A 14,520-nucleotide genomic window follows, 5' to 3' on the forward strand; every position below is an offset into this window, starting at 1 on the left:
TGTACGGTAGTCGGTATTTTATTTTATAATCTTGCAAGAAAATATTTTATCATGTTTTTATGTTAATTGCCAATTTATATTCATTCGGTTTGATAAGGGAGAAGCCGTGTCAACGTTATTATTTTCCAGAAAAAGAAAACACATTGACTATGATTGCCATAAAAGTAATTGGAGCCCTTTGATATAGGCAGCATAGTGTTTTTCATCATGAAGCCGAATAACTAAGAATACTTATGTAAACCTACCAACGGTTCCTATGTAGACGTTAACGTTTCTTCACTTAGGATTTGAAGGTATGGAGGGAACTTGCAGATTGGATGATGGATGAAAAATGAATGTGATGTAGATGTAGAAGATGAAAGGCTGCGTCTAGCATTACTTTCTCCACTATTTTTCGAACGATGAAAACTTTGTTTGTCATTAAAGATAGAATCGTATTTGTTAGTTTGACACGGAGTTATCGCGGGTATGATGCACGAGTCGTATTGAATAGATATTGTCTTACGTCTACAGTGCAATCATATCCGTGCTCCGTATATAACTCTTATCGAAAATCAGTGTTTATATAGATCTTTCATGCTTTTATTGGCTTTTCAAGCTGTGAAATTGAAGATTCTACTATTCTTTCCTTCATTTTGTACTGCCATTAAACAAGCTGGCTGTTTTTGTCCGCTTGAACCAACTGACCTCCCTCATCAAGAAATTTAATAATTCCTTCTGCAGCACGATATGCTAATGCACCAAGCGTACCAGTTGGGTTATACCCACTATTATGTGCGAAGGCGGACGCACCGACAACAAATAAATTATCCATATCCCACATTTGTGAATAATTATTTACCGCAGAGGTCTCAGGATCCCCTCCCATGATAACACCACCAGTATTATGGGTAGTTTGGTATGGGACAATATCGTAATGTTCGCTGATTTCATTTTCTTCCACAATGTCTGCGCCCATTTCATGTAAGATATCCGCAGCTTTTTCTGAAAGATATTTATGCAAGTTTCGATCTTGTTCGGTAAAATCGTATGTTAATTTCAACAAAGGATTGCCATATGCATCTTTATAGTTTTCATCCAGGCTTAAGTAATTATTACGATGTGGCATAGATGCCCCTTCGGCACTGACGGAAAGGGAACGGTTAAAATAGTGTAATGATTGCTCTTTAAATTCTTTGCCCCATTTTGGTGTATCTTTTGGAATTGGATTGCTTTCAATAGGTCGGCGTCCCGTTTGCGTAATAGATAAGGAACCTCCGTGAATAAAGTCCAAATCCGTGTGATCAAAATTGTTTCCATTGAAGTCATCAACCGTCGCTCCAAGAGAGCCTGCACCCATAAAGGTATTAAACTTTTCATTTTCAAAATAGCCATCCGCGCCTGCGGTAATTTGATAGCAATAATTTTTCCCGATAACGCCTTCTCCTGTTTCCGGATCATATGGTTCCCCGATTTCTGATTGCAGCAGTAAACGGGTATTATTTAATACGTAACTGGTTAAGACAACAACATCTGCTGGTTGTTCGAATTCTTCTCCGGTTTTTACATCGACATAACGGACACCGGTTGCCTTTCCATTCTCATGGAGCACCTCGACAACGTTAGAATCTGTCCGCAATTCAAAGTTGCCTGTTTTCATCGCAGTTGGAATAACGGTTACATTCGGGCTTGACTTCGCACCATATTCACAACCAAATCGTTCACAGAAACCACAATACTGACATGCATTGATTGTTTCGCCATCCGGATTCTCATACTGCTCGGATAAGTTTGCAGAAGGCATTTGAAAAGGATGAAGTTCTAAATTTTTCGCAGCCTCTTTAAATCGATCCAGAATAGGAGAGCTTTTCATTGGGCCTGTTGGATAGTCGTTTTCCCGAGGAGCCCCCAATGGATTCTCTTCTCCGCTAATACCTGCTGTTTGCTCAAACTTATAAAAATACGGTTCTAATTCATCATAAGTAATGCCCCAGTCTTGTAATGTATAATCTTCGCTAAGTTTGTCCTCTCCATATTCTTTATCCGTTTCTGATTTGATCTGAAAGTCATAGGGGAGGAACCGCCATGTCTGTCCGTTCCAGTGATCGCCAGCTCCGCCGACACCTTCTCCAGGAAGAAATGATCCTAATTGTCTCATTGGAAGCGCACGTTCATCTGGTTTATTTCTAAATGTCAATGTTTCTTTCGAAGTATCTTGCATCAGGCCGTAACGAACGGCGTATCGATATTCATCATGAATCATCTGAAAATCCTCTGTATCCCTGTCACTTCCTCGTTCTAGGCCAACTACATTTAATCCCTCTTTTGCTAATTCTGCGGCAATAATGCCACCAGTCCAGCCAACTCCGACTGTAACAGCATCTACTTTATCTAATTTTTTCACCATGTTAAAAACCTCCTCATAAGTACTACAAATGCTCGTTTAATGCACTTGGTTCTATTTCTTTAAAGTCGTCATCTTCAATTTCATTGATATAACTCATTTGACTGCCTGGGTACTCCTTCATTTTCCAACCTTCCATATCATCATTTCCGCCATATAAAGGATCAGAATAAGCACCTGCAAGTGTGGCAGTACGTAACATTTCGAAGAATTCAGAGGACGTAACGCCCTTTAATTCCACTTCATCAGCTTCAAATGACTGCAAAATCTCATCTTGCTGTTCTTCTTCCAAGTTTGTGAATGAATCATTGAAATTCGCTTCGCTTTCACGATCTAGTGCGCGAATTCCCTGCATAAAAATTTCATGCCGTTTCAATGCTGATTGGTATCCCTGAAAAGGTGTTCCAGTATAAAAGGGACCTTGCATATATTCGTTATCATTATTTCCATATGCTCCTGCCAATTGATGATCAATAAAATATGGAACACCAAGTTCTAGCGCTCCAGGCCCATTGTCATCCGTTGGGAATATGCGCTCAGTTGCTGCGCCAAGTGTATTAAAATCAGCTTGTCGTGTAAAATACATTAACGCTTGATTGAATTTTGTCTCTTGTGCAGGTGCTGTAGATGTTTGTTCTGTACCACCAAAATTAACTCCCAATAAGGAGCCTATCAAACCACCACCAACAACACCTCCTGCCACATATCCGGAATTTTTGACAAATTTTCTACGGGAAATTTTAGTGCCCTTAGATTCGTCAGCCATTTTATCCCTACCTTTCAAACTATAAAAATTGTATACCGAATCTCTATTCCACGTATTAAAAATATTAAACATGAATATATTACATAATTTTTATTTTTGTTGCAAGGGGTTCTAAAACGTGATGTTTTTAAACAATTTTTCTCCTTTCAAATTGGTGGTGAATGTCCATATTAATAGAATAAGAAGATGATGTGTAACTGGGACAAGGGACCTGTCCCCATAGCAGTAATAACCCCATTCTCACTGTAAAAATTAAAATTAAAAAAACTTTTGCTAAACGCTTGCATTTTGCTTAATAAAAGGGTAAAGTTGATAATAGCAAAAGGAAATTGGAGTTTGAATAATACTTTACGATCTCTTTATCAAAGTGGTGTAAAAGTATTTATTGATTCAATTATACTTTGCACGATATTTGTATAAGGAGGTCATTTACATGATGAATGGCACAGTAAAATGGTTTAATGCAGAAAAAGGTTTCGGTTTCATCGAGCGCGAAGATGGAGACGATGTATTCGTACACTTCTCTGCAATCAATGCGGAAGGTTTCAAAACACTGGAAGAAGGTCAAAGTGTTGAATTTGAAATCGTAGAAGGTAACCGTGGACCACAAGCAGCAAACGTTACTCGTCTATAATAGATGATATATAAAAAGCGTCTATCTCATTAATGGGGTAGACCTTTTTTATGTAAATGGAATGTTAACCGGAAAAGAAGTGGTTGACCAATCGTGCGGACTTTTGAAATGAACGGAATGTGAATATGTGGGATAATGGAAATAGAATTTCTGCTGCGAAAAGGTAGTGATTAATATGGATAAAAAAGAAGTGGAAGAACAAGTCATCGAAAATTACAAAAACGATGAAAAAATGATGATACTTGTTTACGCTCAGTGGTGTATTAATAATGATATTGATCCGCAAGTATTATACGAACAAGCTTATCCTGCTCAATTGAAGAATAATACACTGGCCGATGCGATGGAATTAACGGTTTCAAAAAAAGAATCCGAAAATATAGATGATCAGACAGTTTTACATGTACTTCAGCTTTTCGGAAATGATGATTTGGCTTTTGCAGTGCAGAGAGAAATAGAGAAACGGGAGAAACAATCGTAATTCTCCGTTTCTCGCAGTGCAATTGACTGTAAGCTCCCACTTTGAGGATGAGGAAATTCGTGGGAGATCGAACAGCCAGTAACGTCCCCGATTCGTTCCACTAGTATTTAGTGGAGGATGCAAAAAAATTCCCACTGTATAAAGTATCACTTTATCAAATCATTTATGCAAATAATTTAATCAATGCTTGCGTCCCGCTGTCATTTTCCCCTTGTTCAGCGAGTTCTTTATAAAGATCCAGGGAAAGTGAGAGTCCTGGAGTTGATAATCCCATCTCTTGAGCAGATTCCAGTGCAATTGTCATGTCTTTGATAAAATGCTTCACATAAAACCCTGGCGCATAATCCCCCTCAAGCATACGAGGTGCAAGTTTCGATAAAGAAAAACTGCTAGCAGCACCTGTTGCGATGCTATCAAGTACACGTGATGGGTCAAGTCCTGATTTTCTGGCGTAGGAGATCGCCTCACAGACGCCGACCATATTGGAAGCAATGGTAATTTGATTGGCTAATTTTGTGTGTTGACCAGCGCCCGCTCCACCTTGTCGAATAATATTTTCTCCAATAATATCAAATAAAGGCAATACGGAATCAAACGTCTCCTGGTCTCCACCTGCCATAATTGCAAGTGTCCCATTTTTGGCTCCAACGTCCCCACCCGAGACAGGCGCATCCATGGCATGTATATTTTTTTTCTGTGCTTGCTTATATATTTCTATTGCTAAAGAAGGCTTCGAAGTTGTCATATCAACGATATATGTTCCTGCTTTTGCATTTTCAAGTATGCCACCTTCACCAAAATATACTTCCTCTACATCAGATGGGTAGCCAACCATGGTAATAATGACGTCCGTCGTTTGAGCTAATTCAGCAATAGAAGCTTTCCAAGACGCACCGTTATCGAGTAAGTCCTTTGCTTTTTCCTTTGTCCGTGTGTAGACAGATATGGGGTATCCAGCGTTTTGTAAATGAACTGCCATGCTTTTGCCCATTACACCAGTACCTATGAAACCAATCTTTGCATTAATTGAAAGCATACAATCATCTCTCCTTTAAAATAGCCTTCCTTCATAATTTATTTCGACACGAATAACGCTAATTCCTTTATAACATAAATAATTTCTTTGTTCGAAGAAGAAGGATGACATTCCCGTTATTGCCATGATTTGGGGACTTAAGCAGAGAATCATTATACTACTTTTACACATAGTATAGGTAGCACGGTTAAATAATGAATGGAGGCTGATCGTAATGATTACAAGCGAACAACTTGCTCAGTGCAAAGCTGCATTATTGGAGAGACAAACGGAATTAATTGACCATGTGCAGGACCACTTCGGAAAAAAGCTTGAAATGACACAAGAGTCGGTAGGTGAATTGTCCAATTATGATAACCATCCGGGTGATATGGGAACAGAGATGTTCGAAAGAGGAAAGGATCTCGCGCTCAATGAACATGCAGAAACAGAATTAGAGGAAATCAATAAGTCCCTGCACGCGATTGCAGAGGGAACATATGGTATTTGCAGTAAATGTGGAGAAGATATCCCATTTGAACGGTTGGAAGCTCTCCCAACTGCAGATCGATGTATCACTCATGCGAATGATGCGAGTTTTGAACATAGCCGACCAGTAGAAGAAGAAGTATATAGTCCTAATATAAATCCGGATGAAGTAACAGATGAAGATCAGGTAGGTTATGATGCTGAAGATGCTTGGCAAGAGGTGAGTCGTTACGGTACATCTGAAACACCATCTGACTTCTATGGGGATAAAGATAATTATGATGAAATGTATCCAAATAGCGACGAAAATGTAGGAATAACGGAGGGTATAGAAGGATACGCAGCAGCAGATATAGATGGCAATTACGAAGGTGTCATTTGGACGCATCATAATTATGAGGATGAAGATGAATAAAGAATATCGTTTTCATTTTGCCCGTGATTTCTGTTTTGGGTAATTTATCCAAAAAGTCACTCCCCATGAAGCCTGTTCAGCTACTTATCCCGTTTTCTTTCTGAACTTCGCCAGAAGGAAACCCATAAAATCATGATTCCCAACAATAATAACAAACTTGCCACAAACAACCCTTCTATATAAAATGGCACAGCGGTCATATGCAACCATTCGGTTAGACCCTGGCCAAACAATAGGAGCGCATTTAACAGGAAGCCGGTAAAGAAAATAATTCCACCATACACGGTCTGCTTATTCGTTGCTAAAAGATCCTTCATTAAGTATAGAGTAAGGATAAATAAGCTGATAAAGCCAAGTAATGTTAAATGTAAATAACCAATGATAATGTTTCTTGAATCATAAATAAGTGGGACTAGAGATGGGATCAATAATCCTAACTCCATGGTACCTTTTAGGAATAATAAGAAAAACGTAACGGTCAGTGTTCCCATTGTGAAACCGGAATATGTAGTTTCAAGATCCTTTTTCGACTTGAAATAAGCGCTAATGACGCAAATAACGCCGATCCATTGACCAATCCCGCCGACCCCGGCAATAACCTCTGCGCCCAATCCTAATTCTTCTGCCCATAAAATAGATAGAAAATATCCTGGAAATAGTGCAATGAAATAAACCCAAAAGCCAATTTTAAGTGTAGATTCGGGTAATATAATATTTTTAGTACGAACGACGATGATGAATAAACCAATTAAAAATAAAAACAACCAGCCGTTATATTGAAAATGGAGATAAAAATAAATCGCCATATCATATAAAGGGCTTCCTTTCATCCCGGATGCCGAAATATAGGCAATTCCATAAGGCCCAAAGGAGGAGATGATCAATGAAATTAATCCTCCTTTTATAAACAAACCAGCTACTCTGGGTATTCGCAGTTGGGACTTCACCTGACGATAAATGAAGGAGGCGGCCCAGTATTCCACAAAAATATGCATGGTGGATAAAACAATGGAAAAGCTAGCATAACCTTGATAGAGAAATGCGACAAACATGAGAATTGTAACGATAAACAAGGTGATGGCAATCGTGATCGCTTCTTTTTGATGTTTGAATGTTTCCCAGTAGTGAACTAGGAAGACCATGAAAACGCCTAAAAAAGCCCATCCCAGTATGGCTAAATGGGAATGCCCGTGGAGGATATTGGAATAGGGGATTGTAAAATCAGGATAAAAGGGGAATACTCTCATCCATACACCGGATAAAGCAGTTATGGTTAAAAATATAAAGGTAAAATGGACGATATATCTTGGCATGTAGCATCAACTCACTTCTATAATTGTGTATGTACTGTTTATTATAGAGGTTTTTGTATGCTAATTAGTGCGAAACATCACAAAATATAAGAAAGATATGACAAAAAGGAGACAATATTGCAGGACTTATTCGACATAATAAAAAACCTAACCCCAAGTAAGGGTTAGGTTCATGGTAATCTAAATTCTGAGGTAGTACCTTTCTCATTACAATTCTGGTTGTTCTTCATCACCTTGCAGTTCAAGTTCTACTGTATGCTGTTCTCCGTCCCTATAGTATTCTATCTCAATAGTATCGCCAATCGCATTGTCATCAGAATAGAGATGTTGTCTTAAGTCTAAAATAGATGCTATTTCTTCACCATTGATTTTCGTAATGACGTCATATTGCTGTAAGCCAGCCTGATCTGCGGATGAATTTGCTTGCACATCTGCAACGACCATTCCTTCTGCTATATCATCTGGTAAGTTGATTTCACTCCGGTATTCTGGTGGTACTTGCTGTAAACTGGCTATCGTGATTCCAATAACCGGTCTTTCTATTTCTCCATCTGTTTCAAGTTGCTCCATGATCGGCAAGGCTTCATCAATTGGGATAGCAAATCCGATGCCTTCTACAGCTTGCTGTGCAATTTTCATAGAGTTGATGCCGACTACTTCTCCCTCACTAGTAACCAACGCGCCACCACTATTGCCGGGGTTAATAGCTGCATCTGTTTGAATAACTTCTGTCACCCAATCCGGTTGACCATCCTGCGTGGTATCCACGCCAACAGATCGGTCCAGGCCGCTAACAATTCCTTGTGTAACGGTGTTGGCAAACTCCTCACCGAGCGGATTTCCAATCGCTGCGACGGTTCCACCAACTTCCAAGTCACTGGATGAACCTAAATTAGCAACAGTATCTACACTCTCACCATCAATTTCTAAAACGGCTAAATCTGTTAAAGGGTCTGTACCCAACACTTCTGCAGGAACTTGTTCATCATCATGTATCCGGATTTCAACTTCTTCGGCATCTTGTATCACATGGTGATTGGTTACAACATATGCATTGCCGTCCTCTTTCTTATAGATGATGCCTGAACCAGTTCCAGCTTCATTTTCACTTTCTTCCCAGATATTTTGCTGCTGAAGATTAGTAACCCCGACAACAGCTTTAGATGCTTCCTCCATATTTGAAGCTGTTGATGCGTCATCTGTAGATAATGAATCTACAACTTCGGTTGATTGACTTTCGGAGGAGCCTGCGGTTTCCGAAGAAGTTTCGGCTGAATCATTAAGGTCGATGACGCCACTGGTAAATAACACGATAATAGCAACAGCCGAAATAAGCCCCCCAACAACTCCTCCAAGCAGAACACTCATACCGGATGTTTTGGTTTTTCTTTCAGGTGCGGGCACGTTAGATTGATTTCCTTCTGGAGGCTCCTCTTTCGTAACGTTTGTTGCTTCCTCGTTTTCAGTATCAGTTGCTCTCGTTTTGGCATCTACTGATTCTTCGTCCATGTTCGTTTGTTCTTCCTTATCCTTATCATTAACTGATTTGTTTTCTTCGTTATTATCCATTATAATATCACCCCAACTTCATTAAGTTTATACTTAGAATACCATCCCATTTTGGCGCAGATTCGGGACAAATATGGAAGAAATGTGTAAAATACCAAGGCTTCAGGGATCTTGGCCAATGGTGTCCTTTTTATTCTTACTTTTTAACATATCCTAATAGTAATCCATTCTTACTATTTTTATACCCGCAAATAATGATTATTAAACGAAAGGTTTATGATAAAATAGATGTACAAACTCTTATAGATATACTATTTACAATGGAAAGGTGTTTGCCTAATGAGTGATCATATTGGCGTTGTAGAAGATGACATGAATATACAAAATATCGTTTCCGCTTATTTAAAAAAAGAAGGTTTTGCAGTTACTATTCTGGATTCTGCAGAAGCGGCTTGGGAAGAGTGGGAAAGGAATCCACCGGACATGTGGATATTAGATATTATGCTACCGGGAATGGACGGATATGAATTTTGCAAAAAAATACGAAATGAAAGTGATATACCTATCATCATCATCTCAGCCAAGGATGAAGAGATTGATAAAATCCTCGGGCTTGAGCTTGGTGGGGACGATTATTTAACGAAGCCTTTCAGCCCGCGGGAATTGATTGCGCGCGTTAAACGGTTGTTTAAACGAGTACGTACGATGACAAAAGAGGAAGAAGCCCAACCTGATAAAGTTAAGGTGGACTATCTATTCATTCATAAAAATGATCGGCGTGTGTTTTGGGATGGCGTGGAGCAGGAAGTGACGACAAAGGAATTTGATATGCTCCTGCTGTTTGCTGAAAATCCGAATCGGGCATTTTCCAGAGAGGAATTACTGGTAAAAGTATGGGGAGATGATTACTTTGGAAGTGATCGAGCTGTGGATGATTTAGTCAAACGAATCCGAAAAAAATTCACAACCCTGCAACTGGAGACGGTATGGGGTTATGGGTATCGCCTGCGAGAAGAGGGTTAATCCATGAAACTTCAACATCAGCTGAACATTGCTTTTACAACATTGCTCCTTGTTATTATGGGGGTAGCAGGGTATGTCATTTACTCCCTGATTTTAGACCTGTTGATCCAAGATGAGCAGCGGCAATTAAGGCAGTATGGCGAAATTCTGGTAAATGTTATGAACGAGGAAGATGGAACAAGTCAATACGCTGAATTATTACAGGATCAAGATCTGCAGCTGTTCCTATACGATCGTAATCAGGATGCTGTACTGTTTTCAACCATGTCCAATCAAATTGTAAAAGGTCTATGGGAAAACAATGATTTTGCGGATGATAGTGAAAGTCTTTGGGAATATGGGGATAGTAATTTTGTTACATCGCGCATTTTATTTTACCCTCAAGGTACAGGAATCGAATTAATTTTATTAACACCGATGAATGATATACAAGCTGTCCAGAGAAATTTTATTGCACGCTTGCTGCTTGTATTTTTGATTGGTGCGGCAGTAGCTGTTTTGATAAGTACATTCTTAACCAATAAATTAGTAACCCCGCTTTCCCAGTTAAAATGGCAATTAAAGAAGATTGAGAAACGGCAATTTGATGATATCGAACGCATCAGCGCAACAGGAGAGATTAAGGAAGTTGAACAAAGTGTGTATGAAATGGCTGAAGAATTGAAGCGGTATATGCACACGCAGCAGACCTTTTTTCAAAATGCGAGCCATGAATTGAAGACACCTTTAATGACAATTCAAGGTTATGCAGAAGGAATCCGGGATCAGATTTTTGATGAAAAAGATCAGGAAAAAGGATTGGAAGTAATGGTAACAGAAGTGAATCGGTTAAAAAAAATAATTAATGAAATGATCGTATTAGCGAAATTGGATAGTGAGCCGAGTGCTTATAAGAGAACCCAAGTTAAGCTGTCGTCAGTGATCAATCAAGTTGAGGAACGGGCGTTACCATTGGTAAATGAAAAGGAAATTGACCTTCGCCATCATGTAGAAGCTGATATTACATTAATGGCAGATGAGGAAAAGCTATTAAGAGCCCTGTTGAATTTAACAATCAATGGTATTCGCCATGCGAAATCACAGGTCATCATTAATGTTTATAATCGAAATCAAATGACCATCATTACTGTGGAAGATGACGGAGACGGCGTACCGGAAGACTTAATTCCACATATTTTTCACCGGTTTGTAAAAGGTAAGAACGGGGAAACCGGTTTAGGCCTAGCCATTGCACGTGCAATTATTGAGCAGTCCGGTGGCAAAATCGAAGTTACTGACTCAGAACTTGGTGGAGCAAAATTTGAAATGACCTTTCCAGAATAAATTTTGCAAACCTAACATTTTTATGATATAATTTGCAGGTTGATTATCCTTAATATAGAGGAGCGTACGTTTTATGCAATTAAGAGAAGATATTCGCAATATCGCCATTATTGCCCACGTTGACCACGGTAAAACAACACTCGTGGATCAAATGTTAAAGTATTCCGGAACGTTCCGTGAAAATGAGCAGGTCGATGAGCGTGCCATGGACACCGGTGACATTGAAAAAGAACGTGGTATTACGATTTTGGCGAAAAACACAGCGATTAATTATAAAGATACCACCATCAATATTTTAGACACGCCTGGGCATGCTGACTTTGGTGGTGAGGTTGAGCGAATTATGAAAATGGTAGACGGTGTAGCTTTAGTTGTTGATGCTTACGAAGGAACAATGCCACAAACCCGCTTTGTGTTAATGAAAGCATTGGAGCAAAAACTCACACCGATTGTCGTTTTAAATAAAATTGATCGGCCGAATGCAAGACCTACAGAGGTAGTGGATGAGGTGCTTGATTTATTCATCGAACTTGGAGCGGACGATGAACAATTGGAATTCCCTGTCGTTTATGCATCTGCAATTAATGGGACATCAAGTTTGGAAGCCGATAAACAAGAAGAAACCATGGATCCGGTTTTCACAACCATTCTGGATCATATCCCAGCACCACCGGATACAAAGGATGACCCCTTGCAATTTCAGGTGACATTACTTGATTATAATGATTATGTTGGACGTATTGGCGTAGGACGCGTCGTTCGTGGCTCGATAAGTGTTGGCCAGCAGGTAACAGTTATGAAAAAGGACGGTAGTGAAAAGTCATTCCGTATCAGTAAATTATTTGGTTTTATTGGGTTAAAACGAATTGAAATCGGGGAAGCAAAAGCTGGTGACATTGTTGCAATATCTGGGCTTGCCGATCTGAACGTAGGGGAGACCATTTGTGATCCGGATCAACCGGAAGCTTTACCGATGGTGCGGATTGATGAACCAACATTGCAAATGACGTTTCTAGTGAACAATAGCCCTTTTGCAGGAAAAGAAGGGAAGTATATAACGTCCAGACGGATTGAAGAAAGATTACTGAAACAGCTTGAAACGGACGTTAGTCTTCGCGTAGATCCAACAGACTCCCCGGATGCATGGACCGTTTCCGGACGTGGTGAGCTGCATCTATCGATTTTGATCGAAAACATGCGTCGAGAAGGGTTTGAATTGCAGCTTTCCAAACCACAAGTCATCGTTAAAGAAATTGATGGACAGAAATGCGAACCGATGGAACGTGTACAAATAGATGTCCCTGAGGAATATCAAGGTTCGGTTATGGAATCTCTTGGTTACCGGAAAGGCGAAATGCTCGACATGATTAATCATGGTAATGGGCAAGTTCGTCTCGAATTCAAAGTGCCTTCACGTGGCCTGCTTGGTTATACAACAGAGTTCATGACACAGACGCATGGGTACGGAATTATCAACCACACTTTCGATGCCTACGAGCCAATCTTAAAGGGACAAGTCGGTGGCAGAAGAGAAGGTGTCCTTGTCGGTATGGAACATGGCAAGGCAACGACATATGGCATCATGCAGCTTGAAGACCGAGGTACCATATTCGTTGAACCTGGGACGGAAATTTACGCTGGCATGATTGTTGGTGAACATAACCGTGAGAACGATATTACGGTTAACATCACCAAAGAAAAACATCTGACAAACGTCCGTTCCGCAACCAAGGATCAAACGGCCACAATTAGAAAAACGAAGGAAATGTCACTCGAAGAAGCAATCCAGTATTTAGACGACGATGAATACTGTGAAGTAACACCTGAATCCATTCGTCTACGCAAAAAGGTATTAAATAAAAATGAACGGGAAAAAGCAGCTAAGAAATCGAAATTGAGCTAAGCTCATATGATTGGTCTGTCCCTACCACGCTAAAGTGGTGGAGGACAGACCCTTTTATATCGGGAGAGCGAGCCGCTGAGTCGGGAGAAGTAGCGAATGAACCGGGAGAACGCAACTTCAAATCGGGAGAAGTAGCGAATGAACCGGGAGAGCGTAACTTCAATCGGGAGAAAGAATAAATTCCTAACGTGGAGCGGTCCCTGATTCCGCCTCTCCCCCTATGCAAAAAAGAAGCGACTGCATTTAAAGCAACGCTTCTTTTACTAATTCCTGATATTTCGGATACCATTTATTCCAACGGCCTCGTCTATTTCGAATAGTGGTGCCATCCAGCAATGCTTCAATCACGTCCAGGCAAATATGCCATCCGGTTAGATCCATAGGGGTATGGTCTGTAACTTCATTTAAATATTCGTGGAACACCAGGCGACACCCAAAGGTATTTGCCGTTAATTCAAAGCGCACCGAATTTTGATCCCATGTAAACGCAAATACACGCTCGCGATCTACCTCTAATATGTCCATTGTTTCATGGGTACCATCTTGAAGATCAAAATGTATTTCTCCGTCTGCTTGTAAATGTTTAATTTCCAGTTCCGGAAACCACAATTGGAGCTTCTGATTTTCCGTCAAATAAGACCATACTTCATCTACTGGATAATTAATCTGCCTGATCCAAACAGCAACCGGTACGTCTTCAGATTTATCAATGGTAGCTATCATCGTCAATCACCCCTTTTTTACGTACGATAGTAAGCATAAAATAATTTAGTGCTTATCGCAAGCACAGAATACCGCTTAAATTTTCTCGATCAGGGAATACCAATAATAAAAATGTACTATTAAATAGAAGAAAGAAAAAGGTGATCCTCCATGTATCGATTTTTTCATCGCGTTCGTTTTTTATTCCAATTTCATAAATCAATTCCGTTCATGAAAGATTTCTTCACGACAAATGAAGTAAAACTTATCACCAAGATTCTATTTGCGGTTCTTATTATAGGCTATATCGCGCTTCCTTTTGACTTGATTCCGGATTTTATCATGCTTTTTGGAATTATGGATGACGCCACAATCGCAATTTTATTGCTGCAGCTAATGGTCAAAATAGCACCACAGTCATTAAAAGAAAAGCATAACCTATACCAATAGCCATTCTCCAGCAGTGGCAGACAACACCCGAAATTTGCCGAGTTTCTTTATAAATAAAAAAGGAACAGAGGCCTGTTTAAAACGAGCAACCTCTGTTCTTTCTATTTATGCAGC

General features: G+C 39.8%; 13 protein-coding genes. 7 read left to right on the forward strand and 6 right to left on the reverse strand.

All coding sequences use genetic code 11. The features are described 5' to 3' along the window. Positions 1-646 precede the first annotated feature (646 nt). Both KFZ56_RS04240 and KFZ56_RS04245 read right to left on the reverse strand, forming a co-directional pair. The gene (locus tag KFZ56_RS04240) at positions 647-2,386 is read right to left on the reverse strand and encodes a GMC family oxidoreductase (protein WP_222640461.1); all 1,740 of its coding nucleotides are present in this window, start codon (positions 2,384-2,386) and stop codon (positions 647-649) included. Between the two features lie 22 nt (positions 2,387-2,408). Continuing rightward, positions 2,409-3,149, reverse strand: a complete 741-nt coding sequence (locus KFZ56_RS04245) for a gluconate 2-dehydrogenase subunit 3 family protein (protein ID WP_222640462.1) — start codon at positions 3,147-3,149, stop codon at positions 2,409-2,411. 433 nt (positions 3,150-3,582) lie between these two features. Here KFZ56_RS04245 and KFZ56_RS04250 point away from each other — a divergent pair, with 433 nt between their 5' ends. Next, complete coding sequence (locus tag KFZ56_RS04250) at positions 3,583-3,783, forward strand: cold shock domain-containing protein (protein WP_209461826.1); 201 nt, start codon at positions 3,583-3,585, stop codon at positions 3,781-3,783. Positions 3,784-3,958: 175 nt separating this feature from the next. Next, a complete protein-coding gene (yxiS, locus tag KFZ56_RS04255) occupies positions 3,959-4,264 on the forward strand; it encodes a protein YxiS (protein WP_222640464.1) in 306 nt (101 codons plus the stop codon). Positions 4,265-4,427: 163 nt separating this feature from the next. Here the strand turns inward: yxiS and KFZ56_RS04260 are convergent, their stop codons facing one another. Continuing rightward, positions 4,428-5,300, reverse strand: coding sequence for an NAD(P)-dependent oxidoreductase (locus tag KFZ56_RS04260; RefSeq protein WP_222640466.1), 873 nt, complete (start codon positions 5,298-5,300; stop codon positions 4,428-4,430). A 214-nt stretch (positions 5,301-5,514) separates the two neighbouring features. Here KFZ56_RS04260 and KFZ56_RS04265 point away from each other — a divergent pair, with 214 nt between their 5' ends. Beyond that, the gene (locus tag KFZ56_RS04265) at positions 5,515-6,183 is read left to right on the forward strand and encodes a TraR/DksA C4-type zinc finger protein (RefSeq protein ID WP_222640467.1); all 669 of its coding nucleotides are present in this window, start codon (positions 5,515-5,517) and stop codon (positions 6,181-6,183) included. Between the two features lie 80 nt (positions 6,184-6,263). On the opposite strand, the gene KFZ56_RS04270 is transcribed toward KFZ56_RS04265, so the two are convergent. Both KFZ56_RS04270 and KFZ56_RS04275 read right to left on the reverse strand, forming a co-directional pair. Then, positions 6,264-7,496 (reverse strand): hypothetical protein, encoded by a 1,233-nt coding sequence (locus tag KFZ56_RS04270; RefSeq protein WP_222640468.1) that lies wholly within the window; start codon positions 7,494-7,496, stop codon positions 6,264-6,266. 207 nt (positions 7,497-7,703) lie between these two features. Further along, positions 7,704-9,065 (reverse strand): S1C family serine protease, encoded by a 1,362-nt coding sequence (locus tag KFZ56_RS04275; protein WP_255584831.1) that lies wholly within the window; start codon positions 9,063-9,065, stop codon positions 7,704-7,706. Positions 9,066-9,344: 279 nt separating this feature from the next. On the opposite strand from KFZ56_RS04275, the gene KFZ56_RS04280 reads away from it, so the two are divergent. The 3 genes from KFZ56_RS04280 (at position 9,345) to typA (ending at position 13,254) form a co-directional block, all read left to right on the forward strand. Beyond that, positions 9,345-10,028 (forward strand): response regulator transcription factor, encoded by a 684-nt coding sequence (locus KFZ56_RS04280; RefSeq protein ID WP_222640469.1) that lies wholly within the window; start codon positions 9,345-9,347, stop codon positions 10,026-10,028. Between the two features lie 3 nt (positions 10,029-10,031). Further along, entirely contained in the window at positions 10,032-11,351 is a 1,320-nt protein-coding gene (locus KFZ56_RS04285; protein ID WP_222640470.1) for a sensor histidine kinase, read from the forward strand. A gap of 73 nt (positions 11,352-11,424) precedes the next feature. Further along, positions 11,425-13,254 carry a translational GTPase TypA gene (typA, locus tag KFZ56_RS04290; protein WP_222640471.1) on the forward strand — a complete coding sequence of 610 codons (1,830 nt, stop codon included), beginning with the start codon at positions 11,425-11,427 and terminating at the stop codon, positions 13,252-13,254. 243 nt (positions 13,255-13,497) lie between these two features. Here typA and KFZ56_RS04295 read toward each other — a convergent pair whose 3' ends face one another. Continuing rightward, the gene (locus KFZ56_RS04295; RefSeq protein ID WP_222640472.1) at positions 13,498-13,977 is read right to left on the reverse strand and encodes an SRPBCC family protein; all 480 of its coding nucleotides are present in this window, start codon (positions 13,975-13,977) and stop codon (positions 13,498-13,500) included. A 150-nt stretch (positions 13,978-14,127) separates the two neighbouring features. Between KFZ56_RS04295 and KFZ56_RS04300 the strand changes: the two genes are divergently transcribed. Then, positions 14,128-14,406: a YkvA family protein gene (locus KFZ56_RS04300; protein ID WP_222640474.1), complete on the forward strand. Its 279-nt coding sequence runs from the start codon at positions 14,128-14,130 to the stop codon at positions 14,404-14,406. Positions 14,407-14,520 lie beyond the last annotated feature (114 nt).

The sequence above is a fragment of the Virgibacillus sp. NKC19-3 genome, assembly GCF_019837165.1.
GTDB classification, from domain to species: domain Bacteria; phylum Bacillota; class Bacilli; order Bacillales; family Amphibacillaceae; genus Virgibacillus_L; species Virgibacillus_L saliphilus.

Bases quoted from the DNA above. Each gene is read 5' to 3' on its own strand.
- KFZ56_RS04240 (WP_222640461.1), bottom strand. From the start codon at position 2,386: ATGGTGAAAAAATTAGATAAAGTAGATGCTGTTACAGTCGGAGTTGGC.
- KFZ56_RS04245 (WP_222640462.1), bottom strand. From the start codon at position 3,149: ATGGCTGACGAATCTAAGGGCACTAAAATTTCCCGTAGAAAATTTGTC.
- KFZ56_RS04250 (WP_209461826.1), top strand. From the start codon at position 3,583: ATGATGAATGGCACAGTAAAATGGTTTAATGCAGAAAAAGGTTTCGGT.
- yxiS (WP_222640464.1), top strand. From the start codon at position 3,959: ATGGATAAAAAAGAAGTGGAAGAACAAGTCATCGAAAATTACAAAAAC.
- KFZ56_RS04260 (WP_222640466.1), bottom strand. From the start codon at position 5,300: ATGCTTTCAATTAATGCAAAGATTGGTTTCATAGGTACTGGTGTAATG.
- KFZ56_RS04265 (WP_222640467.1), top strand. From the start codon at position 5,515: ATGATTACAAGCGAACAACTTGCTCAGTGCAAAGCTGCATTATTGGAG.
- KFZ56_RS04270 (WP_222640468.1), bottom strand. From the start codon at position 7,496: ATGCCAAGATATATCGTCCATTTTACCTTTATATTTTTAACCATAACT.
- KFZ56_RS04275 (WP_255584831.1), bottom strand. From the start codon at position 9,065: ATGGATAATAACGAAGAAAACAAATCAGTTAATGATAAGGATAAGGAA.
- KFZ56_RS04280 (WP_222640469.1), top strand. From the start codon at position 9,345: ATGAGTGATCATATTGGCGTTGTAGAAGATGACATGAATATACAAAAT.
- KFZ56_RS04285 (WP_222640470.1), top strand. From the start codon at position 10,032: ATGAAACTTCAACATCAGCTGAACATTGCTTTTACAACATTGCTCCTT.
- typA (WP_222640471.1), top strand. From the start codon at position 11,425: ATGCAATTAAGAGAAGATATTCGCAATATCGCCATTATTGCCCACGTT.
- KFZ56_RS04295 (WP_222640472.1), bottom strand. From the start codon at position 13,977: ATGATAGCTACCATTGATAAATCTGAAGACGTACCGGTTGCTGTTTGG.
- KFZ56_RS04300 (WP_222640474.1), top strand. From the start codon at position 14,128: ATGTATCGATTTTTTCATCGCGTTCGTTTTTTATTCCAATTTCATAAA.